Source organism: Tessaracoccus zhenghani (assembly GCF_055326325.1).
Genome location: NZ_JBUZNQ010000011.1, coordinates 14,829 through 32,234, shown reverse-complemented (window position 1 = coordinate 32,234; position 17,406 = coordinate 14,829). Strand labels below are relative to the sequence as shown.

The following is a 17,406-nucleotide window of genomic DNA, read 5'->3' as shown; positions in this document are numbered from 1 at the left end:
TAGGCTGAGGGGATGGACGAGCACCTGACAGAGCGCCAGAAGGCAGCGCGCATCCGCGCGGAACTGAACGCGAGCCACGCCCGCAATGAGGCCGCGCGCGCAAAGGTGCTCATCGACGAGTTCCTCGTCGCTGCCCGCGAGCAGGGTCTGGCGCCCCGCCCGCTGAAGGCCGTCACGCTGGACGGGCACACCGTCAAGACGGACAAGACAGGCTGGTACCTGCGCACCAACCACTCCGTCGCCGTTGACACCGAGGGCAACTACTACTCGCTCACGGTTCCCGGAGGGTTGATGTCGCGGTTCACGGGCGTGAAGTTGCAGCCGCAGTTGGCGCCGCTGGTCATCGGCCGCGGCGGCCGCGACGGTGAGACGGGCGACCTCAAGGAGTTCCTCGCCTGGGTGCTCGACGGCCACATCCCGCAGGCCTGACCGCGCGTCGTCGCCCCGCCGTCGTCGCCCCGCCACCGCGCTGGGCAGAGTGAAGTTGTGCACCAAGTCCGCTGCACAACTCAACAACGCTTGGGTGGGTCCGGCAGCCCGTAAGCTCGACGGCGTGACGAAGCGGATCTGGTGGGGCACCTGGCCCGGCGCGCTGGCGCTCGGGCTCCTGTCGCTGCTGCTGGTGCTGCCGGGGGCGCTCGCCGGGCTGCTGACGCTGCTGATTCCTGACACGGGCGGCGCCGGCGTGGACTTCGCCGTGGAAGAGGTGCCGCTCTGGCACCGCGTCTTCGGGATCATCTCCCTCGCCGCAGCCGTGGTGTTGCCGTTCCTGACGGTGCGTTGGGCCCGCCGCACCTGGCTCGGCTACGTCCTGCTCGCGCTGGGCCTGAGCTTCGTCTTCGGCGCCATCGGGCTGGGTCTCTTCGGCGTTGTCTGACGCAGCCCGGCGTGAGGGACAATGGACGCATGGGTTTGCTGGATTTCCTGGGGAAGCGCTCCGACGACGGGCTGAGCATCGATGAGACGCTGCTGGCACTGAGCAGGGGTGCCGTCCTGATCGACGTGCGCACCAAGGTCGAATACGAGGCGGGTCACGCACCCGGCGCGCGCCCGGTGGACACCGGGGCCCTCCACGACAACCCGGTGGACGCCATCCACGGCGACGACCCGCTGGCGGAGCGCGATGCGGCCATCATCGTCATGTGCGACACGGGGCTGCGTTCCTCCTTCATGGCCGCCCTGCTCCGTGAGAAGGGCCTCCTGGCCGAATCCGTGAGCGGTGGGTTGCGCGCCTGGGCGAAGGACGGCAACCCCGTGCTGCCCGGTCCGTACCGGGGCCGGCGATGAAGCGGCTGGTGGGGCTCCTGGCCGGCGCGGCCGCGGGCACCCTCGTGTCCGCCGGGGCGGCGTCGTACCTGATGGGCCGGCGCGAGATCGTCCGCCACGTCAACGACTACCGCATCCACTGGGGCGAGTCCCGCGACGGCGGCGAGGACGCCCTGCGCTACGTGGCGCTCGGCGACTCCGCGGCCCAGGGCGTGGGGGCATCCCAGGTGGACCACGGCTATGTGCCGCGGATCGGGCGCAAGCTCGCCGAGGTGACCGGCCGCGAGGTGCTGATCACCAACCTGTCGGTGAGCGGCGCGACCAGCGCCGACGTCGTGCGCGACCAGCTGCCGCAGTTCCGCGACCTCCCCTTCACCCCGGATCTGGTGACCCTCGACATCGGCGGCAACGACGTCGTGTTCCCCGGCCATTCGCCCGCGTCCTTCGAGGCGAACATGGACGTGGTCCTCGCGGCGCTGCCGGAGGGTTCCTTCGTCGCCGACGTGCCGTGGTTCATGGTTCCGGTGTTGGGCCGCCAGTCGCAGAAGATGGCCGCCGTCGCGTCGATCCTCATCGAGCGCCACAAGCACCACCTGGTGCCGCTGCACCGCGCCACCCGCGAGGCGGGAACCTGGCGCTACCACCGCTACACCGCCGGGGACTGGTTCCACCCCAACGACCTCGGCTACGAGGGGTGGGCCGACGCCTACTGGGCCGCCATCGAGGCCAGCGGGGTCGTCGAGAAGCTGCAGCCGACGGATTGAGCGGCCCTTCCCGCCGCGACGGGCGGTTTGGGATCGGCAGCCCGCAGCCGGTAGTCTGGCTCCTTGGCTGACCCCAGGTCAGTTTTGCCCTCCTGCCGCGGGACAGACTCGCGGCCGTTAGTCCGAAGGAGGTGGGGCTGAAGCATGCGCAAGTACGAGGTTATGGTGCTCATCGACTCAGATGTCGACGAGCGTCAGGTCCCCGCGCTGGTCGAGAAGCATCTCGAAGTCATCACCAAGGGTGGTGGCACCGTCGACAACCAGGACATCTGGGGACGTCGTCGGCTCGCATACGACATCAACAAGAAGTCCGAGGCTATTTACGCCGTCCTGCAGGTGACTGCGGATCCGGCGACCGTTGCTGAGATGGATCGCCTGATGACCATCGACGAGCGGGTTGTGCGCACCAAGGTGCTGCGCCGCGAGGACTGAGTTTTCCACAGCAAAAATACTGAGTGGAAAATTGTCGGCGCCACCGGCCAAAGTGGTAGACAGATAGATTTTCACTCAGACCTCGACGGCAAGGCCCAGGCTGCGTCGTCACCAAGTCCGAACTTATCGGAGGCATCAGAAACATGGCAGGCGAAACCCAGATCACGGTGATCGGAAACCTCACCGCAGATCCCGAGCTCCGCTTCACGCCCAACGGCGCAGCGGTGGCCAACTTCAGGATTGCGTCGACACCCCGTGTGCTCGACCGTCAGTCCAACGAGTGGCGGGACGGCGAGGCGTTGTTCCTCAGCTGCTCCGTGTGGCGCCAGTACGCCGAGAATGTGGCCGAAACCCTTCGCAAGGGTATGCAGGTCATCATTCAGGGCCGTCTGAAGTCGCGTACGTATGACGACCGTGAGGGAGTCAAGCGCACCGTCTTCGAGATCGATGTCGACGAGGTCGGACCCACCCTCCGCTTCTCAACCGCAACCGTCACCCGCTCCGGCAGTGGTGGCGGCGGCGGTGGTGGCCAGTGGCAGGGTAACCAGGGTGGTGGTAACACCGGTGGTGGTCAGGGTAGCCCGCAGGGCGATCCGTGGGCCAGCTCCGGCAACGCCGGAGGCGGCAACCGCGGCGGGAATGACCCGTGGGCGCAGTCGCAGCCGGAAGAGCCCCCGTTCTGATCCATCGCTTATCTAGCTCCCATGGGCTAGCTGGCACATTCCGTCGCAAGACGGGCTTTCAGTAATAGAAGGAGAGCACCACAATGGCCGGTCCACAGCGCAAGTCTGTGAACAAGAAGAAGATCATGCCGGTGAAGACGACCCGCGTCGCCAACATCGACTACAAGGACATCAACACGCTCAAGAAGTTCATCTCTGAGCGTGGCAAGATCCGTGCCCGTCGCGTCACTGGCCTTTCGGTCCAGGACCAGCGCAAGATCGCCATCGCCGTGAAGAACGCGCGCGAAGTCGCTCTGCTGCCGTACGCGTCGACCGCCCGCTGATCGGAAGGGATGAAGACACCATGATGAAGCTCATTCTGACCAGCACCGTTGACAAGCTCGGCATCGCCGGCGACGTCGTCGAGGTCAAGGACGGCTACGGCCGTAACTTCCTCCTGCCTCAGGGCAGGGCCATCCGCTGGACCCGCGGAACCGAGAAGCAGATCGACGGCATCAAGCGGGCGCGCGACGCCCGTGAGGTGCGCGGCGTCGAGCACGCTCAGCAACTGCGCACGCAGCTCGAGGACCTCAAGGTCACCGTCGCTGCCCGCGCTTCGGAGGCGGGCCACCTGTTCGGTTCCGTCACCGCTGCTGACCTGGTTCAGGCCGTCAAGAAGGCCGGTGGCCCCACCGTCGACAAGCGCACCGCTTCGTTCCCGAAGCCGGTGAAGTCGGTCGGCAGCCACACCGCAGCCATCAAGCTGCACCAGGCCGTCACCGCGTACGTCCCGTTCGAGGTCGTCGCCCAGTGATCGTCTGATCGCAACCTGCAAGAGCCCCGGCTTCGGCCGGGGCTCTTGTCATTTCTTGGCTGAGTCAGTCGACGGGTGACTGGAGCCAGTCGTCGATCTCCGCCAGCCAGCGGCGCTTGTCGTCGGCCGGGGCGAAGCTGGCGTTGACCGACGAGCGCGCCAGCCTGGCCAGGGCCGCGTCGTCGAGTCCGTGGACCTCACGCGCTGTGACGTACTGGTCCGTGAGCCTGGACAGGAACAGCAGCGGGTCGTCGGCACCGAGAGCGATATCGGCCCCGGCGTCGAGGAGTGCGCGGAGGGGCACCTCGTCCGGCTCGCGGTAGACGCCCAGCTGCACGTTCGACGCCGGACACACTTCGAAGGTGATGCCCCGGTCGACCATCCGGCTCAGCAGATCGGGGTTCTCGACGGCGCGGACGCCGTGCCCGATGCGGGCGGGCTGCAGGTGCGCGACGACCTGCTCGAGGTGGTCCGCCCCCCGCAGCTCGCCGCCGTGCGGCACCCCCGGCAGGCCGGCGCGCCGGGCGATCCGGAACGCGCCCTCCCACTCGTGGGTGCGGCCCTCGCGCTCGTTGTTGTTGAGCCCGAACGCGCACACCTCCCCGGCGCCCTGGCCGGCGTGCCGCGCGGCGATCCGCGCGAGGGTGCGGGCGTCCAGCGGGTGCCGGATGCGCGAGGCGGCCACCACCACCCCGATCTGCACGCCGGAGCTGGCGGAGGCGACCCGGGCCTCGTCGCACACGATCTCCAGCGCCTCCTGCAGCCCTCCGACGGAGGAGGCGTACGACGTGGGGTCCACCTGCAACTCCAGCCGGCGCGAGCCCTCGGCGGCGTCCTCAGCTGCGGCGTTGCGGACCACCGCGCGGAGCGCCTCCTCGCCCCGGACGGCGGCGCGGGCCACGTCGTAGAGGTGTTGGAAGCGGTTCCAGCCCCGCCTGTCGTAGGGCACGTCCAGGGGTACGCCGTCGATGAGGGTGGGAGGCAGGTCCATGTCGCGGGCCTCCGCCAACTGCCGGAGGGCGGGCACACTCAGGGACCCGGTGAAGTGGAGATGCAGATGTGCCTTGGGCAGCGCGGCCAGATCCCGCGTCGGTTTCGGCTCCTGCAACATGTGCCGATGGTAGTGAATCAATCCCGTGGGGCAAAGACGCATCTCCGCCTGTAGCCTTGACGCTCATGAGCGCCCGATTCCTCACCACATGGCCGTGCCAGGACGCCTGCGGCACGATCAAGACCGACGAGCTGGTCGAAGGCGCGCCGGTCTACCGGTGCCCGGGGTGCGACACCACGTGGATCGAACTCAACGAGCGGACCGAGGTCGCCGCCCAGCCGGGGGCAGGGCTCCGTCCCGAGCAACACCGCTGACGGCGACGGACCCCAGCACGACCGGGTTGGCCTGATCAGAAGACGCCACTGACCGCCCCCGGGACGGGTAGCTTATGACCGGGTCTGGGTCGAACCCCTGACCTGGATCGTCGGCGCGGCCACTACTACCTCCCGTGGCTCTTCACCGCCGAGGAGGTCGAGCAGCAGAGTGGTGGCTTCCGCGCCCAGACCGGCCGGATCGTAGGCCAGCGAAGTGATCGGTGGGGAGGTCACCCGGCACAACGCGGAGTCCTCGAACGACACGATGGCCACGTCGTCCGGGATCCGCACGCCCATGGCATTGATCGCGCCAAGGCCGCCCAGCATCAGGCCCTCGTTGTCATAGATGATGGCCGTGGGTGGATTGTCGGCCATGAGTAACTGGTGCGTGATGGCCTGGCCGGCGTTGATGGTGCCCGGGTTGGTCTCGCTCCGCAAGGTCTCGATGCCCAGTTCCCGGCACGACTCGGCAAAGGCGGCGGACCGTTTGAGGGTGTGGATCAGGTTCGTGGGAGCCGGGATGTGCGTGACGCGCCGGTGCCCCTGAGCTGCGAGGTGGCCCACGATGAAGCGCATGGCCGCGGCGTCGTCGACACGTACGTTGGGCAGTTCGTTGCCAGGAAGCGAGCCGATCAACACGGCGGGCATCGTCAATTCTTCCAGGATGGCCGGCCGGGGGTCGTCCATCACGGGGTCTGTGAGGATCACACCGTCGACACGGCGCTCGAAGTGCCAACGGCGGTAGGTTTCGAGTTCCTCCTCGGGGGAAACGATGAACTGGAGCACCAAGGCCAACCCGTGCGCGGTCAGCACTTCCTCGATCCCGGCTATGAGGTGCATCAGGAACCGCTCGCCCGTGGACTCACCAGTGGGTCGTGGCAGCACCATGCCAACTGCCTGCGCTCGCCCCGCGGAAAGCGCGGCGGCGGCGACGCTCCGGTGCCAGCCGATCTCCTGGGCGACCTGCAGCACGCGGGCCCGCGTCGACTCGGAGACACCTGGGCGGTTGTTCAGCGCAAACGAGACCGCGGTGGGCGAGACGCCCGCGATGCGTGAGATGTCCTTGATGGTCGGGCGGGGCATGCACTCATCCTTCCATCGTTCACCCCCCGGAATGCGCACCGGCCGGTGGGAACGAAGAGACACGCAGCCGGAACGCGCATTATCGGCACCCCCGGTACGGTGAGGGTGACGAAGGGGGCTCGCCTGTGAGCGCAACCACTGGAAACCAGGACCCGGTCCAGCCGGACGGCGCGGATGCCACCGCGCCGTGGCGCTCGCTGGTCATCGGTGCCGCAGCGTTGCTGCTGGCGCTCCTGCCGCACCTGGCCATGGCGGTGAGTGAGGCCTTCCGTGGCGCCTCTGCGGGCGGGCCGTTCCGGCTGGCCTTGAACCTGTTCAGCTACTACAACTCGGTCTCGGTCGTCGTCATGGCCGCTGCCTTCACCGCGCTCGGCCTGAGGATCTGGCGCGCCAAGCGAGGGCCGGTCGCGGCTGGCCCGGCGGCGTTCGTCGCGACGGTGGGCATGGCCCTGCTCGTGGTGGTCAGCTTCGTCGACCTCTCCGGGAATGCCCTCAGCCCCAGCCCGCCAGCCATGCTCGTGATGACCATGGCCGTCGTCGCCGCCTACTCCGGCTACGCGGTGCTGGCCTACTGGCTGCTCATGCGAGGCCCCATCGCCTTGACCGTCGGATTGGGTCTGCTCTACCTCCCGACGGTCTACTGGCTCACGGGGCTGATGTACGCGGTGGTGGGCCAGACGGGTTCAGCGGCCATCCTCTACGTGCCCTATGTGGTGGCCGCCGGCCTCGGCCTCGCGCTCGGCCGCCTCGGGTGGGACACGCCACGCCGGATCCTCGCCTGGCTCGCGGTGCTACTCATCGTCACCGTGGGCGTGGCCGGTCATGTGGTCCTCGACGCGGCGCTCACCGTGGGGGGCTTCGAGCAGACGTGGGCGAGGTTCTGGATTGTGCTGCAGGGCTCGCTCATTTCCGCGGGGATCGCCCTGATCGTGGGCGTCCTCGTGCGCCTCATCGACACCCGCCGCGGAGCCAGGTCCGCAGCTTCCGCCGGCTGAAGGCCACCGTCGACAAATTCGGGGGCCGGTGTGGATCATCCACACCGGCCCCCGTTCAGTTGCATTGCGTCAGACGGCAGCGAACCCGTTGGGGTTGTCGTGCTGCCAGCGGTAGGTGTCGGCGCAGGCGTCGGCCACGGTCTTCTCCGCGTGCCAGCCCAGTTCGTTGTGCGCCTTGTCGACGTTGGCGTAGCTCTCGGCGACATCGCCCGGGCGGCGGGCCACGATCTCGTACGGGATCTCCTGGCCGGCTGCGGCCTCGAACGCGTGCACGATCTCCAGGACCGAGGACGGCTGGCCGGTGCCCAGGTTCCAGACGTGGTAGCCGGTGTGGTCGCCGAGGTAGTTCAGCGCGGCGAGGTGACCGGCGGCCAGGTCGACCACGTGGATGTAGTCCCGGCGACCGGTGCCGTCCGGGGTGGCGTAGTCGTCGCCGAAGATCATCAGCTTCTCGCGGCGACCGGCGGCCACCTGCGCCACGAACGGCAGCAGGTTGTTCGGGATGCCCTTGGGGTCTTCGCCGATGCGGCCGGATTCGTGGGCACCGATGGGGTTGAAGTACCGCAGGATCGCCACCGAGAGCTCGGGGTTGGCCGCCGAGGCGTCCTCGAGGATCTGCTCGAGCATGTGCTTGGTGCGGCCGTACGGGTTGGTGGCGCCGGTGGGCGCGTCCTCGGTGAACGGGGGCTCCGACTCCTCGCCGTAGACGGTGGCGGAGCTGGAGAAGACGATGCGGTTGCAGCCGTGCTTGGCCATGGTCTCCACCAGCGTGATCGTGGAGCCGATGTTCTCGCGGTAGTACGTCAACGGGATCTGTGTGGATTCGCCCACGGCCTTCCAGCCGGCGAAGTGGATCACGGAATCGGGTCGGAAATCGGCGAAGGCCTTGTCGAGAGCCGCCGCGTCGCGCACATTGGCCTCGACGAACTGGGCTTCGCGCCCGGCGAGGTCTGCGACGCGGCGCAGCGACTCCTCGGAGCTGTTGGACAGGTCGTCGACGACCAGGACGTCGTGACCATCCTGAAGAAGGGCAAGTGTGGTGTGGGAGCCGATGTAGCCGGCGCCACCGGTGACGAGCACGCGCATGGGTGGGGTTCCTCCTCGGGTTCAGCCCCAACTCTAGACCTGTGCAGCGGACGCTGAGCGGTGCGGGTCTCCGCTTGAGCGAATCGCTCAGCCCGCGTCAGCACTCGATGAAGGCGACCGCGAGGCCGCCCTCCGAGGTCTCCTTGTACTTGCTGAGCATGTCGCGCCCGGTATCGCGCATGGTGCGGATGGCCTGGTCGAGCGTCACGCGGTGCCGCCCGTCCCCGTTGAGCGCCAGCTGCGCCGCGTTGATGGCCTTGACCGACGCCATGGCGTTGCGTTCGATGCAGGGCACCTGCACCAGCCCGCCGATGGGGTCACAGGTCAGCCCGAGGTTGTGTTCGAGCCCGATTTCCGCTGCGTTCTCCACCTGGGCAGGCGAGCCGCCCATCACCTGGGCCAGGCCAGCGGCTGCCATCGCGCAGGCGGATCCAACCTCACCCTGGCACCCCACTTCGGCGCCGGAGATGGAGGCGTTCATCTTCAGCAGCACCCCGACGGCGGTGGCCGCCAGCAGAAAATCCACCACGTCCTCGTCCCGGGCGCCGGTCTGGAACTTCATGTAGTACTGCAGCACCGCGGGGATGATGCCGGCGGCACCGTTCGTCGGTGCCGTCACGACGCAGCCGCCGGCCGCGTTCTCCTCGTTGACGGCCAGCGCGTAGAGGTTGACCCAGTCCATGGCTGAGAAGGTGCGGGTGATCAGGTTGGGGGCGTCGTCGCGGGAGACGAGGTGGCGGTACAGGTCCGGCGCCCGCCGCGGGACGCGCAGCCCGCCCGGGAGGAAGCCCTCCTGCAGCACGCCGCGCTCGATGCAGCCGCGCATGACGGACCAGATCTCCAGCAGCGCGGCCCTGGTCTCCTCCTCCGGACGCCAGGCCAGTTCGTTGCGGGCCACCAGCTCGGCGACGTTCAGGTCGTGCAGCGAGCACAACGCCAGCAGCTCCTCAGAAGTGCTGAACGGGAACTCGACGGTGACGTCCGCCACCCCGGTCTCACCGGCCTCGGCCTGCGCCTCGTCGACGACGAACCCGCCGCCGATGGAGTAGAACGTGTTGGTCATCAGTTCCGCACCGTCGACGCCGAGGGCGGTGACCGTCAGGGCGTTGGGGTGCCATGGCTTGGATTCGCGGTGGAACAGCAGATCGGTGGACCAGTCGAACGGCAGCCGGCGCTCCTTGAACATCAGTCCGTCGCCGTGCACCACGGCGTCCACGGCCGCCTTCATCTCGTCCGGATCAACCCGCTGGGGCTGGAATCCGAGCAGCCCGGCGACGACGGCGCGGTCCGTCCCGTGCCCCAGCCCCGTGGCCGCGAGTGAGCCGTAGAGGTCGACGCGGACCCTGGCCACGTCGTCGACCACGGGGCTTGCGAGGAGTTGGGTGCGGAAGAGCGCGCCGGCTCGCATGGGGCCCATCGTGTGGGACGACGAGGGACCCACCCCGATCTTGAACAGGTCAAGCGCGCTGATCGCCATGTACCGACGATACCCTCAGCGCGCGCCTCCGTAGGCGGGGCGGGACGGCAGGGTGGCGCGGATCCGGAGGGGACGACCCCGCTCGATGTGCAGCCGCAGCCCGTCGTGCACCATGAACCAGGCCAGCACCCCGATGACGGCCATGCCCGTGGCCAGGGAGGCCACCAGCACCGACGCCCGGGGACCGAGCACCTCGCCGAGCCAGCCGATCAGCGGCGCACCCAGCGGGGTGCCGCCGGCGAAGATTGCGACGTAGACCGCCATGACGCGCCCGCGGTACTCAGGCGCGGTGGACAACTGGACCGCCGCGTTCGCCGTCGTCATCACCGTGAGGGCGAAGAAGCCCGAGGGGATCAGGAGCAGCGCGTAGACGGTGTAGTTGGGCGCGAACGTCAGGGCGAAGGTGCTCACCGCGAAGCCCGTCAGGGCCATCAGCACGGTGCGCAGCGTCGGGTTCGCCCGCCGCGTGGCGCCGAGTGCCCCGGCGAGCGTGCCGATGGCCATGATCGTGCCGAGCAGGCCGAACTCGCGGGCTCCGGCGTGGAACACCTCTGTGGCCATGGTGGCGTTGAAGATCTGGAAGTTCATGCCGAACGTGCCCAGCATGAAGACCACCACCAGTAGCACGATGATGTCCGGCCGGCCGCCCAGGTACCGCAGGCCGTCCATGGCAGCGCCACGCGCCTTCACCATGGGCGCGGGGTGCAGTTCGTCTGCGCGCATCAACCACAGCGCAGCGATGAAGGCGAAGAAGCTGAGCCCGTTGATCAGCAGCGTGGGACCCACGCCGACGGCGGCCACCAGGACGCCGGCCAGGCCGGGGCCGATGAGCCGCGCCCCGTTGAACGAGGTCGAGTTGAGCCCCACCGCGTTGGGTAGCAGTTTGAGCGGCACCATCTCCGACACGAACGACTGCCGCGCGGGGTTGTCGAACGCGGTGATGGCGCCGGTGATCAGCGCGAAGACGTAGACGTGCCAGAGCTGCACCGTGCCTGTGGCCACCAGACCCCACAGGGCCAGCGCGGTGGCGGCGAGCGCGAGCTGTGAGATGACGAGCACCTTGCGCTTGTCGAAGCGGTCCACCACCGACCCCGCGTAGGGGGCGAGCAGCGGGATGGCGAGGAACTGCAGCGCCGTAACGATGCCCAGCGCGGTGCTGGAGTTGTCCGTCAGCTCGGTCAGCACCAGCCAGTCCTGCCCGATGCGCTGGATCCAGGTGCCCAGGTTGCTGACCAGGGCGCCGACGAAGAAGAAGCGGTAGTTGCGCACCGCGAACGAGGCGAATGTGCGCCAGCGGGTGGTGATCTCAGGCATGCGACACCTCCAGGAGGAGGTCGGCGGCCTTCCTCAAGAGCGCCAACTTGTCGTCGTCGAGGGAATCGATGTGGGTGAGCATCCAGAGGTCGCGGTGCGCGATCGTCTCCTGGACCACCTCGTCACCGGCCTCCGTCGAATGGATGAGCACCTGGCGCCCGTCGTGGGGGTGGGGCCGCTTCTCCACGAGGCCGCGCTCGCAGAGGGCGTTCAGCGTGCGGGTCATCGACGGCGTGCTGACGCGGTCGTCCTCTGCCAGCTGGGTGGGGGTCTGGGGGCCGACGCGATTGACGCGGGCCAACACCGAGAAGAGGTGGGGAGGCAGCTCGCTGGTGGACTCGAACCGGACGCGGCGCGCGATGCGCTGGCAGGCGAGTCGGAGGTCGTTGGCGAGGGCGGGCTTATCGAGGGGCGCGGTCGCGTTGCCGGCCGAAGTGGGTGCGGTATTCGTCACGGGTTCCTTTCGTGGACCGGAAGTTACCCTAGCTCATTACCTCAGCTAATCAAAATACCAAGGATGGGGAGTCCACAGAATGAACGAACTGGCGGTCCCGCGCTCGTCTTCGAGCGCGGAACCGCCAGCTGATGGTGCGGTGGAAGTGGCCGGCGTCAGGCCGACTTGTCCTCAGCATCCGGCGCGGGCTGGTGCGACCAGCTCGGCGGCTCGTCGCCGCCCGCCTCCTCGTCTGCCTCCGCCAAGGCGGCCGTCTCGTGGACGGTTCCCTGCGCATGGTGCGTGGGGGCGTAGACGACATAGAGCTGAAGGGGCTCCTGGCCGGTGTTCAGGACGTCGTGCCACGTGCCGGCGGGAACCTGGATGGACCAGCCGTCCTCCACCTCCTGCTCAAAGTCCAGGTTGTCCTTGGACGGGCCCATCACGCACTTGCCCTCCCCCGCGTCGATGCGCAGGAACTGGTCTGTCTCGGGGTGCATCTCCAGGCCGATGGATTCCCCCACGGGGATGGACATGAGGGTCACCTGGAAGTACTTCCCCGTCCAGGCGACCGTGCGGTAGTTGGTGTTTTCCCGCGTGGCGGTTTCGATGTCGAACGCGTTGGGCTGAGGCCCGTTGTCGGTGATCTTCATGATTTCCTCCTACTGGCACACAGTAGCGGCGCCGGGCGACAACCGACGCAGGTGCGGGTGAAGACCACCCCTGGGGCTGGGGTCCACGCGCCCGTGCGCCGCCGGCAGCCACGTAGGCTGGGGTGATGAACCCGATCGCCAGCTTCCGGTCACTCCTGGGGCGCACCCTGCGCTCACGGGTCGCGGGAGAGGACGCCGACGCCAAGGCCGCGCTCATCTGGGGCGCGGAGGGCGATCGGTGGCACAGCCGCGAGGACGTCATCTGGCACGTCAACGGCGACGCCGCGATGTACGCCGGTGGCATCCGGGCACTGCTGCTCCAGGCGCTGCACCCGGCCGCCATGGCCGGCGTCGCCGGGCATTCCGGCTACCGGTCGGATCCGTGGGGTCGCCTCCAGCGCACATCCGAGTTCATCGCGATGACGACGTACGGGCCCATCCCGTCCGCGGAGGCGCTGATCGCCAGGATCCGTGACGTGCACGAACGGGTCCGCGGCAAGACCGACGACGGCACGCCCTACCGGGCCTCGGACCCCCACCTCCTCGAGTGGGTCCACATCGCGGAGACCCAGAGCTTCCTCGCCAGCTTCCAGCACTTCGGCGACCGGCGGCTCACCCAGCAGGAGACCGATGATTACGTGGCGCAGGCGGCCCCCGTCGGTGAGCTGCTCGGCGCCGTCAGCCTGCCGCGAACGGAAGCTGAGCTGCTTGCCGCCATCGAGAAGTACCGGCCCGAACTACGCGCCTCGCCGCCGGCCCTCGACACCGTGGACTTCCTGCTCAAGAACCCACCCGTGCCCTGGCCCGCCCGCCCCGGCTACTGGATGCTGGCCGCCGGCGCCATCTCGACCCTGCCGCCATGGGCGCGCCGCGAACTGCGGCTCCCCGCGGGCCGGTGGTTCGACGTGCTGTTCGGTCAGCCCCTCGGCCGCTTCTCGACGACGATCGTGCGCTGGGCGCTCACTCCCGAAGCCCGTCGCGACCGGTTGGGGGCGCCGCCCCGCGCTTCAGCCTCCTGAGCCCCCTAGGAACGAGCGAAGCTAGCGAAGGGCGCGGCCAGGATCTCCCGGACCACGGCCGCCGGGTCGTCAGCACCCATCACGGCGCGCACCACGGCGACCCCCGCCACCCCCGCCTCGGCGAGTGCCGGCGCATCCGCCGCCTGCACATCGCCGATCGCGACGACTGGTAGCCGGGTCGCGGAGACCATCGCCGGGTAGCCAGCGAGACCCAGGGGCTCGCGCCCCGAGTCCTTCGTCGGGGTGCGCCTGAACGGCCCGGACCCGACGTAGTCGATCACCCCCGCGAGCTCGTCCGCAGCGCGCACGAGTTCCAGCGTGCCGGTCGTCAGGCCGATGACCGCGTCCGGCCCGAGCAGTTCACGCGCGGCCACCGCCGGCAGGTCGTCCTGCCCCAGGTGCACCCCCTGCACCCACTCAGGCGACTCCCTCAGCGCGGCCAGCGCCACGTCGACCCTGTCGTTGACCACCACCTTCGACGACGGGTTGGCCTCGTGCACCGCCCGCCCCACGTCGAGCGTCAGGCGCAGCAGCTCCCGCGCGGAGAGGTGCTTCTCCCGCACCTGGATCACGCCGGCGCCGGCCCCGGCCGCCGCGGCGGCCGTCGCCACCACGTCCGGTCCGTTCCCGGAGGTGATCACATAGCAACGAAGGTCGATCATTCTGCTGCCCTTTCATCCGCTGCCGACGCGTCCAGGTTGGCGAGCGCGTCCACCAGCGCCACCTTGAACGACCCCGGCCCCGAAGCGACGGCCGCCGCGTCCTCGGCGGCCAGACACAGCCAGGCCGTCGCCGCGTGGGCCGCGTCGAACGGGTCAGCCACCGCGGCGCACGCCGCGATGAGCGCGCCCAGCGTGCAGCCGGTTCCGGTGACCCGGGTCAACAGCGCGTGCCCGGCGGTGACGCCGACCCTGCGCTCACCGTCGGTGATGAGGTCGCGCGGTCCCGACACCGCGACGACGGCGTGGGAGGCCCGAGCCAACAGGGTCGCCGCTTGCGCAGCCTGCTCAGGCGTGTGCGCGGTGTCGGCGCCCCGCCCCGTCACCCCGGTGCCCGCGACGTTCAGGATCTCCGAGGCGTTGCCGCGGACCACGGCCGGCGCCTCGGACAGCAACCGGCGGGCCAGCGGCGTGCGGACCGGCGCGATCCCCACCGCCGTCGGGTCCAATACCCAGGGAGTGCCCAGCGAGTGGGCCCTGGCGACGGTGGCGGGGATGCCCGCCATACCGTCGGAGGACAGGGTGCCGAGGTTGATCAGCAGCGCGTCGGCCACCTCCACCATCGACGGCGCCTCCTCCGACGTCTCGGTCATCATGGGCCGCGCGCCCGCGGCGAGCAGGGCGTCGGCGACGAAGTTCATCGACACCGCCGCACTCAGGCAGTGCACCAGCGGCGCCCGTTCGCGCACGGCCGTGATGACGTCGGCGATCATGCGGCCACCTGACGGGAGGCGACAGCCTCGAGGTCGTCTGTGAGTTCCCGCGGCCGCAGGGCCGGGCCCACCGCGCCGCACACCGCGACGAGAGCGCCGCCCAACACCATGAGGCCCACGACGGCGGTGTCGCGCCCGAACCAGCCCTCCAGCGTGGGCAGGTAGAAGGGGTACAGGGCCGGGATGACGATGGACACGCTGTAGGCCGTGCCGTAACCCGTGGCCCGCACGGCCGTGGGGAAGCGCTCCGACAGGTACGCGCCCACTGGGCCGTAGGCAGTGACGGTCAGCACCTGCAGGGCGACGGCGCACACGGCGATCAGCCACACGGCCGGGCCGCTCATGATCGCCAGCCACAACAGCGGCGCCGACACCGCCGCGAGCACTCCCCAGATGACGAAGAACCGCCGGCGGCCCAGCACGGTGGAAAGGTGCCCCGTGACACCCATCACGATGGCCTGACCGACGGCGGCGCACCCCATCACCAGGCTCACGCTCGTGGGCGCCAGCCCCACGTCGGTGCCCAGCCGGGGCGTCAGCATGATCACGGTGGTGTTGGTCAGGAACCACAAACCGCTCATCAGGCCGAACATCTGCCAGAACGCGGGTGCGTAGGCGCCGGTCAGCACTTCCAGCAGCCCGAGCCTGCGCCCCGTGGCGCGGCTGCGGTGGAACACCGGCGCGTCCGTGACGTGTCGCCCGTAGTAGATCAGCATCCCCACCGACGCCAGGCCGCCCGCCGCGAAGGAGGCCCGCCAGCCCCAGGCCGCGTAGTCCTCGGCCCCGAGCGCCACCAGCAGGATGCCCGTGGCGAACGCGATGGTGGCCTGCGCCCACGGCGCCATCGACATGATCAGGCCGGAGAACAGGCCGCGGCGCCTCGGCTTCGACCACTCCATCGCGAGCGGGATCGCCGCTGAGTACTCCCCGGCGATGAAGATGCCGCCGAGGAAGCGCAGGGCGATGACGATCATGATCGCCGCGCCTCCGATCGACTCGTGTGTGGGGACGGCCGCGATGCCGAACGTGCACGCCGCGGTGCCGGCGATGGCGACCTTCGTCGTCGTGGTGCGGCCGAGGCGGTCGGCGATCTGGCCGAAGACCATGCCCCCGATGGGGCGGCCGAGCAGCATCGCCATCACGACGATGGCGCCCGTGGTGGCCGCGGCATGCGGCCCCGCGAGCACGGTCAGGGCCGGGGCCAGCGCGACGAGTGGCAGGAAGATGTGCAGTTGGTCGACGTAGTTGCCCAGGACGCCGCCGCGGAGCGCAGCCTTTCCCTCAGGAGGCAGCGTCCGGGAGGGCGCGGTGGTGGGCATTGCAAGGGTGTGTGACATGGTTCACTTCCTTCGCCGGCATGACCCGGACAGGTTCGGACGGTCCGGGCCGCATCAGCCCCATCTCAGCCCTCTGCCGAGGGCACCCGCGTGGATGGCAGCACCCTAGCCCACCGTCGGCCCGCGCTAAAGGGGGTAGCCGGACGTGGAACGCCGCCGTAGCGTTGGTGGACCGAGCAGGAGGTGGAGATGAGCCCCAAGGCATGGAGCGCCAAGCGCGAACGGCAGTACGAGCACATCAAGGAGGGCCTCGAGGAGCGCGGCGAGGACGAGGACACGGCTGAGGAGATCGCCGCCCGCACAGTGAACAAGGAGCGCGCTCGGGCAGGCGAGGCGAAGGAATCCAGCAGGTTGTCCCGGGAGGACATCTCGTCAGGCCGACGCGGTGGCCTCCGCTCCAACAAGGGGCCGGGTGGCCGTACCCGGGACCAGCTCTATGAAGAGGCCAAGCGCAAGAACATTGAGGGCCGCTCGAAGATGAACAAGGCGGAGCTGGAGAAGGCAGTCGACAAGAAGTGAATCAGCCGGCGTCGCGGACGTCCGCGATGACCTTCTCGCCGAAGTCTGCGCGGTTGAGCAGCGTGATGATCCTGCGGGCCGCCTCGTCTGGCGATGACAGACGGCCCTCGTCCTTCAGTGCCTGGAACTGGTCTCGCGCCGGGAAGTCCGTGCCGCGGATGGCTTCCTGCATCTGGGTGTCCACCACGCCCGGGGCGATGGAGGCCACGCGCACGCCCTCGAGGTTCTCCTCGGCGAGCGCCACGGCGTGCATGTCGACGGCGGCCTTGCCCGCGCAGTAGGTGCTCCACGTGGCGTGGGGGCGGCGCGCCGCCCCGCTGCTGATGTGCACCACGCGCAGAGGCGCCCCAGCGGTGCGCAGCCTCACCACGGCGTCGGTCAGGATGATGGGAGCGGTCACGTTGACGTTGACCGACCGCTCGATCTCCGCCGGGTCCAGCGTGCCCACGAAGCCGATGGGCGACACCGCCCCCGCGTTGTTGATCAGGATGATGTCCGAGGCGCCCGCCAGGAACTCCGCGAGTGCGCCGGATTCCAGCCACGCGGCCAGTTCCGACGCCGACCCCAGGTCCACCTGGGCGCCGGCAGAGCGCGACACGCCGAGGACGGCCCAGCCGTCGGCCTCCAACTGCGAGGCGAGCGCGGCACCGAGGCCCTTGCTGTGGCCGGTGACGATGGCTTTTCTGGTCATGGGGTTCCTTTCTGGCAGGTCTCTCGTCGCCACCGTACCGGGCCTCCCCGAGGCCCATTGACCG

23 protein-coding genes and 1 riboswitch are annotated in these 17,406 nt (G+C 69.3%); of the genes, 12 read left to right on the top strand and 11 right to left on the bottom strand.

Features of this window, described 5'->3' with window-relative positions; genetic code table 11:
* Nucleotides 1–12: 12 nt before the first annotated feature.
* The 8 genes from ACZK4S_RS14610 (at nucleotide 13) to rplI (ending at nucleotide 3,938) form a co-directional block, all read left to right on the top strand.
* Nucleotides 13–429: a hypothetical protein gene (locus ACZK4S_RS14610; RefSeq protein WP_076063433.1), complete on the top strand. Its 417-nt coding sequence runs from the start codon at nucleotides 13–15 to the stop codon at nucleotides 427–429.
* Between the two features lie 124 nt (nucleotides 430–553).
* The gene (locus tag ACZK4S_RS14605; RefSeq protein WP_143571039.1) at nucleotides 554–877 is read left to right on the top strand and encodes a hypothetical protein; all 324 of its coding nucleotides are present in this window, start codon (nucleotides 554–556) and stop codon (nucleotides 875–877) included.
* Nucleotides 878–906: 29 nt separating this feature from the next.
* Entirely contained in the window at nucleotides 907–1,287 is a 381-nt protein-coding gene (locus ACZK4S_RS14600) for a rhodanese-like domain-containing protein (protein ID WP_076063429.1), read from the top strand.
* On the top strand, nucleotides 1,284–2,030 hold the full coding sequence (locus tag ACZK4S_RS14595; RefSeq protein ID WP_463644776.1) for an SGNH/GDSL hydrolase family protein: 747 nt from the start codon (nucleotides 1,284–1,286) through the stop codon (nucleotides 2,028–2,030). Before ACZK4S_RS14600 ends, ACZK4S_RS14595 begins: the two co-directional genes overlap by 4 nt.
* Nucleotides 2,031–2,174: 144 nt before the next feature.
* The gene (rpsF, locus tag ACZK4S_RS14590; protein ID WP_076063424.1) at nucleotides 2,175–2,462 is read left to right on the top strand and encodes a 30S ribosomal protein S6; all 288 of its coding nucleotides are present in this window, start codon (nucleotides 2,175–2,177) and stop codon (nucleotides 2,460–2,462) included.
* 143 nt (nucleotides 2,463–2,605) lie between these two features.
* Entirely contained in the window at nucleotides 2,606–3,145 is a 540-nt protein-coding gene (locus ACZK4S_RS14585) for a single-stranded DNA-binding protein (protein WP_076063422.1), read from the top strand.
* A gap of 83 nt (nucleotides 3,146–3,228) precedes the next feature.
* Nucleotides 3,229–3,468: a 30S ribosomal protein S18 gene (gene rpsR / locus ACZK4S_RS14580; protein ID WP_076063420.1), complete on the top strand. Its 240-nt coding sequence runs from the start codon at nucleotides 3,229–3,231 to the stop codon at nucleotides 3,466–3,468.
* Between the two features lie 23 nt (nucleotides 3,469–3,491).
* On the top strand, nucleotides 3,492–3,938 hold the full coding sequence (gene rplI / locus ACZK4S_RS14575) for a 50S ribosomal protein L9 (protein WP_076063453.1): 447 nt from the start codon (nucleotides 3,492–3,494) through the stop codon (nucleotides 3,936–3,938).
* A 64-nt stretch (nucleotides 3,939–4,002) separates the two neighbouring features.
* On the opposite strand, the gene ACZK4S_RS14570 is transcribed toward rplI, so the two are convergent.
* Nucleotides 4,003–5,049 (bottom strand): adenosine deaminase, encoded by a 1,047-nt coding sequence (locus ACZK4S_RS14570; protein ID WP_463644775.1) that lies wholly within the window; start codon nucleotides 5,047–5,049, stop codon nucleotides 4,003–4,005.
* A gap of 65 nt (nucleotides 5,050–5,114) precedes the next feature.
* On the opposite strand from ACZK4S_RS14570, the gene ACZK4S_RS14565 reads away from it, so the two are divergent.
* On the top strand, nucleotides 5,115–5,303 hold the full coding sequence (locus ACZK4S_RS14565; RefSeq protein WP_076063416.1) for a hypothetical protein: 189 nt from the start codon (nucleotides 5,115–5,117) through the stop codon (nucleotides 5,301–5,303).
* 72 nt (nucleotides 5,304–5,375) lie between these two features.
* Here the strand turns inward: ACZK4S_RS14565 and ACZK4S_RS14560 are convergent, their stop codons facing one another.
* Nucleotides 5,376–6,386 carry a LacI family DNA-binding transcriptional regulator gene (locus ACZK4S_RS14560; RefSeq protein WP_076063414.1) on the bottom strand — a complete coding sequence of 337 codons (1,011 nt, stop codon included), beginning with the start codon at nucleotides 6,384–6,386 and terminating at the stop codon, nucleotides 5,376–5,378.
* A 125-nt stretch (nucleotides 6,387–6,511) separates the two neighbouring features.
* Between ACZK4S_RS14560 and ACZK4S_RS14555 the strand changes: the two genes are divergently transcribed.
* Nucleotides 6,512–7,381, top strand: coding sequence for a hypothetical protein (locus ACZK4S_RS14555; protein ID WP_463644774.1), 870 nt, complete (start codon nucleotides 6,512–6,514; stop codon nucleotides 7,379–7,381).
* A 69-nt stretch (nucleotides 7,382–7,450) separates the two neighbouring features.
* Here the strand turns inward: ACZK4S_RS14555 and galE are convergent, their stop codons facing one another.
* The 5 genes from galE to ACZK4S_RS14530 all read right to left on the bottom strand — a co-directional run bounded on the left by galE (nucleotide 7,451) and on the right by ACZK4S_RS14530 (nucleotide 12,344).
* Nucleotides 7,451–8,467 (bottom strand): UDP-glucose 4-epimerase GalE, encoded by a 1,017-nt coding sequence (galE, locus tag ACZK4S_RS14550; RefSeq protein WP_076063409.1) that lies wholly within the window; start codon nucleotides 8,465–8,467, stop codon nucleotides 7,451–7,453.
* A 97-nt stretch (nucleotides 8,468–8,564) separates the two neighbouring features.
* Nucleotides 8,565–9,944: an L-serine ammonia-lyase gene (locus tag ACZK4S_RS14545; RefSeq protein ID WP_463644773.1), complete on the bottom strand. Its 1,380-nt coding sequence runs from the start codon at nucleotides 9,942–9,944 to the stop codon at nucleotides 8,565–8,567.
* Nucleotides 9,945–9,959: 15 nt separating this feature from the next.
* Entirely contained in the window at nucleotides 9,960–11,258 is a 1,299-nt protein-coding gene (locus tag ACZK4S_RS14540; RefSeq protein ID WP_463644772.1) for an MFS transporter, read from the bottom strand.
* Nucleotides 11,251–11,712: a MarR family winged helix-turn-helix transcriptional regulator gene (locus ACZK4S_RS14535; protein WP_463644771.1), complete on the bottom strand. Its 462-nt coding sequence runs from the start codon at nucleotides 11,710–11,712 to the stop codon at nucleotides 11,251–11,253. The genes ACZK4S_RS14540 and ACZK4S_RS14535 overlap by 8 nt, the downstream gene beginning before the upstream one ends.
* Before the next feature lie 155 nt (nucleotides 11,713–11,867).
* Nucleotides 11,868–12,344: a cupin domain-containing protein gene (locus ACZK4S_RS14530; RefSeq protein ID WP_076063400.1), complete on the bottom strand. Its 477-nt coding sequence runs from the start codon at nucleotides 12,342–12,344 to the stop codon at nucleotides 11,868–11,870.
* A 125-nt stretch (nucleotides 12,345–12,469) separates the two neighbouring features.
* Between ACZK4S_RS14530 and ACZK4S_RS14525 the strand changes: the two genes are divergently transcribed.
* Nucleotides 12,470–13,363 (top strand): oxygenase MpaB family protein, encoded by an 894-nt coding sequence (locus tag ACZK4S_RS14525; protein ID WP_463644769.1) that lies wholly within the window; start codon nucleotides 12,470–12,472, stop codon nucleotides 13,361–13,363.
* Nucleotides 13,364–13,368: 5 nt separating this feature from the next.
* Here ACZK4S_RS14525 and ACZK4S_RS14520 read toward each other — a convergent pair whose 3' ends face one another.
* The 3 genes from ACZK4S_RS14520 to ACZK4S_RS14510 all read right to left on the bottom strand — a co-directional run bounded on the left by ACZK4S_RS14520 (nucleotide 13,369) and on the right by ACZK4S_RS14510 (nucleotide 16,132).
* Nucleotides 13,369–14,025: a thiamine phosphate synthase gene (locus ACZK4S_RS14520; protein WP_463644768.1), complete on the bottom strand. Its 657-nt coding sequence runs from the start codon at nucleotides 14,023–14,025 to the stop codon at nucleotides 13,369–13,371.
* Nucleotides 14,022–14,795 (bottom strand): hydroxyethylthiazole kinase, encoded by a 774-nt coding sequence (gene thiM / locus ACZK4S_RS14515; RefSeq protein ID WP_463644767.1) that lies wholly within the window; start codon nucleotides 14,793–14,795, stop codon nucleotides 14,022–14,024. Before thiM ends, ACZK4S_RS14520 begins: the two co-directional genes overlap by 4 nt.
* Nucleotides 14,792–16,132: an MFS transporter gene (locus tag ACZK4S_RS14510; protein ID WP_463644766.1), complete on the bottom strand. Its 1,341-nt coding sequence runs from the start codon at nucleotides 16,130–16,132 to the stop codon at nucleotides 14,792–14,794. The genes thiM and ACZK4S_RS14510 overlap by 4 nt, the downstream gene beginning before the upstream one ends.
* Nucleotides 16,123–16,232: riboswitch (TPP riboswitch) on the bottom strand. (Overlaps the previous gene by 10 nt.)
* 89 nt (nucleotides 16,233–16,321) lie before the next feature.
* On the opposite strand from ACZK4S_RS14510, the gene ACZK4S_RS14505 reads away from it, so the two are divergent.
* The gene (locus tag ACZK4S_RS14505) at nucleotides 16,322–16,651 is read left to right on the top strand and encodes a plasmid stabilization protein (protein WP_463644765.1); all 330 of its coding nucleotides are present in this window, start codon (nucleotides 16,322–16,324) and stop codon (nucleotides 16,649–16,651) included.
* A gap of 1 nt (nucleotide 16,652) precedes the next feature.
* Here ACZK4S_RS14505 and ACZK4S_RS14500 read toward each other — a convergent pair whose 3' ends face one another.
* On the bottom strand, nucleotides 16,653–17,342 hold the full coding sequence (locus tag ACZK4S_RS14500) for an SDR family NAD(P)-dependent oxidoreductase (RefSeq protein WP_463644764.1): 690 nt from the start codon (nucleotides 17,340–17,342) through the stop codon (nucleotides 16,653–16,655).
* Between the last annotated feature and the right edge of the window lie 64 nt (nucleotides 17,343–17,406).

Excerpts from the sequence above, each read along its gene's own strand:
- ACZK4S_RS14610 (WP_076063433.1), top strand. The coding sequence starts at position 13 with ATGGACGAGCACCTGACAGAGCGCCAGAAGGCAGCGCGCATCCGCGCG.
- ACZK4S_RS14600 (WP_076063429.1), top strand. The coding sequence starts at position 907 with ATGGGTTTGCTGGATTTCCTGGGGAAGCGCTCCGACGACGGGCTGAGC.
- ACZK4S_RS14595 (WP_463644776.1), top strand. The coding sequence starts at position 1,284 with ATGAAGCGGCTGGTGGGGCTCCTGGCCGGCGCGGCCGCGGGCACCCTC.
- rpsF (WP_076063424.1), top strand. The coding sequence starts at position 2,175 with ATGCGCAAGTACGAGGTTATGGTGCTCATCGACTCAGATGTCGACGAG.
- ACZK4S_RS14585 (WP_076063422.1), top strand. The coding sequence starts at position 2,606 with ATGGCAGGCGAAACCCAGATCACGGTGATCGGAAACCTCACCGCAGAT.
- rpsR (WP_076063420.1), top strand. The coding sequence starts at position 3,229 with ATGGCCGGTCCACAGCGCAAGTCTGTGAACAAGAAGAAGATCATGCCG.
- rplI (WP_076063453.1), top strand. The coding sequence starts at position 3,492 with ATGAAGCTCATTCTGACCAGCACCGTTGACAAGCTCGGCATCGCCGGC.
- ACZK4S_RS14570 (WP_463644775.1), bottom strand. The coding sequence starts at position 5,049 with ATGTTGCAGGAGCCGAAACCGACGCGGGATCTGGCCGCGCTGCCCAAG.
- ACZK4S_RS14565 (WP_076063416.1), top strand. The coding sequence starts at position 5,115 with ATGAGCGCCCGATTCCTCACCACATGGCCGTGCCAGGACGCCTGCGGC.
- ACZK4S_RS14560 (WP_076063414.1), bottom strand. The coding sequence starts at position 6,386 with ATGCCCCGCCCGACCATCAAGGACATCTCACGCATCGCGGGCGTCTCG.
- galE (WP_076063409.1), bottom strand. The coding sequence starts at position 8,467 with ATGCGCGTGCTCGTCACCGGTGGCGCCGGCTACATCGGCTCCCACACC.
- ACZK4S_RS14545 (WP_463644773.1), bottom strand. The coding sequence starts at position 9,944 with ATGGCGATCAGCGCGCTTGACCTGTTCAAGATCGGGGTGGGTCCCTCG.
- ACZK4S_RS14540 (WP_463644772.1), bottom strand. The coding sequence starts at position 11,258 with ATGCCTGAGATCACCACCCGCTGGCGCACATTCGCCTCGTTCGCGGTG.
- ACZK4S_RS14530 (WP_076063400.1), bottom strand. The coding sequence starts at position 12,344 with ATGAAGATCACCGACAACGGGCCTCAGCCCAACGCGTTCGACATCGAA.
- ACZK4S_RS14525 (WP_463644769.1), top strand. The coding sequence starts at position 12,470 with ATGAACCCGATCGCCAGCTTCCGGTCACTCCTGGGGCGCACCCTGCGC.
- ACZK4S_RS14520 (WP_463644768.1), bottom strand. The coding sequence starts at position 14,025 with ATGATCGACCTTCGTTGCTATGTGATCACCTCCGGGAACGGACCGGAC.
- thiM (WP_463644767.1), bottom strand. The coding sequence starts at position 14,795 with ATGATCGCCGACGTCATCACGGCCGTGCGCGAACGGGCGCCGCTGGTG.
- ACZK4S_RS14510 (WP_463644766.1), bottom strand. The coding sequence starts at position 16,132 with ATGTCACACACCCTTGCAATGCCCACCACCGCGCCCTCCCGGACGCTG.
- ACZK4S_RS14505 (WP_463644765.1), top strand. The coding sequence starts at position 16,322 with ATGAGCCCCAAGGCATGGAGCGCCAAGCGCGAACGGCAGTACGAGCAC.
- ACZK4S_RS14500 (WP_463644764.1), bottom strand. The coding sequence starts at position 17,342 with ATGACCAGAAAAGCCATCGTCACCGGCCACAGCAAGGGCCTCGGTGCC.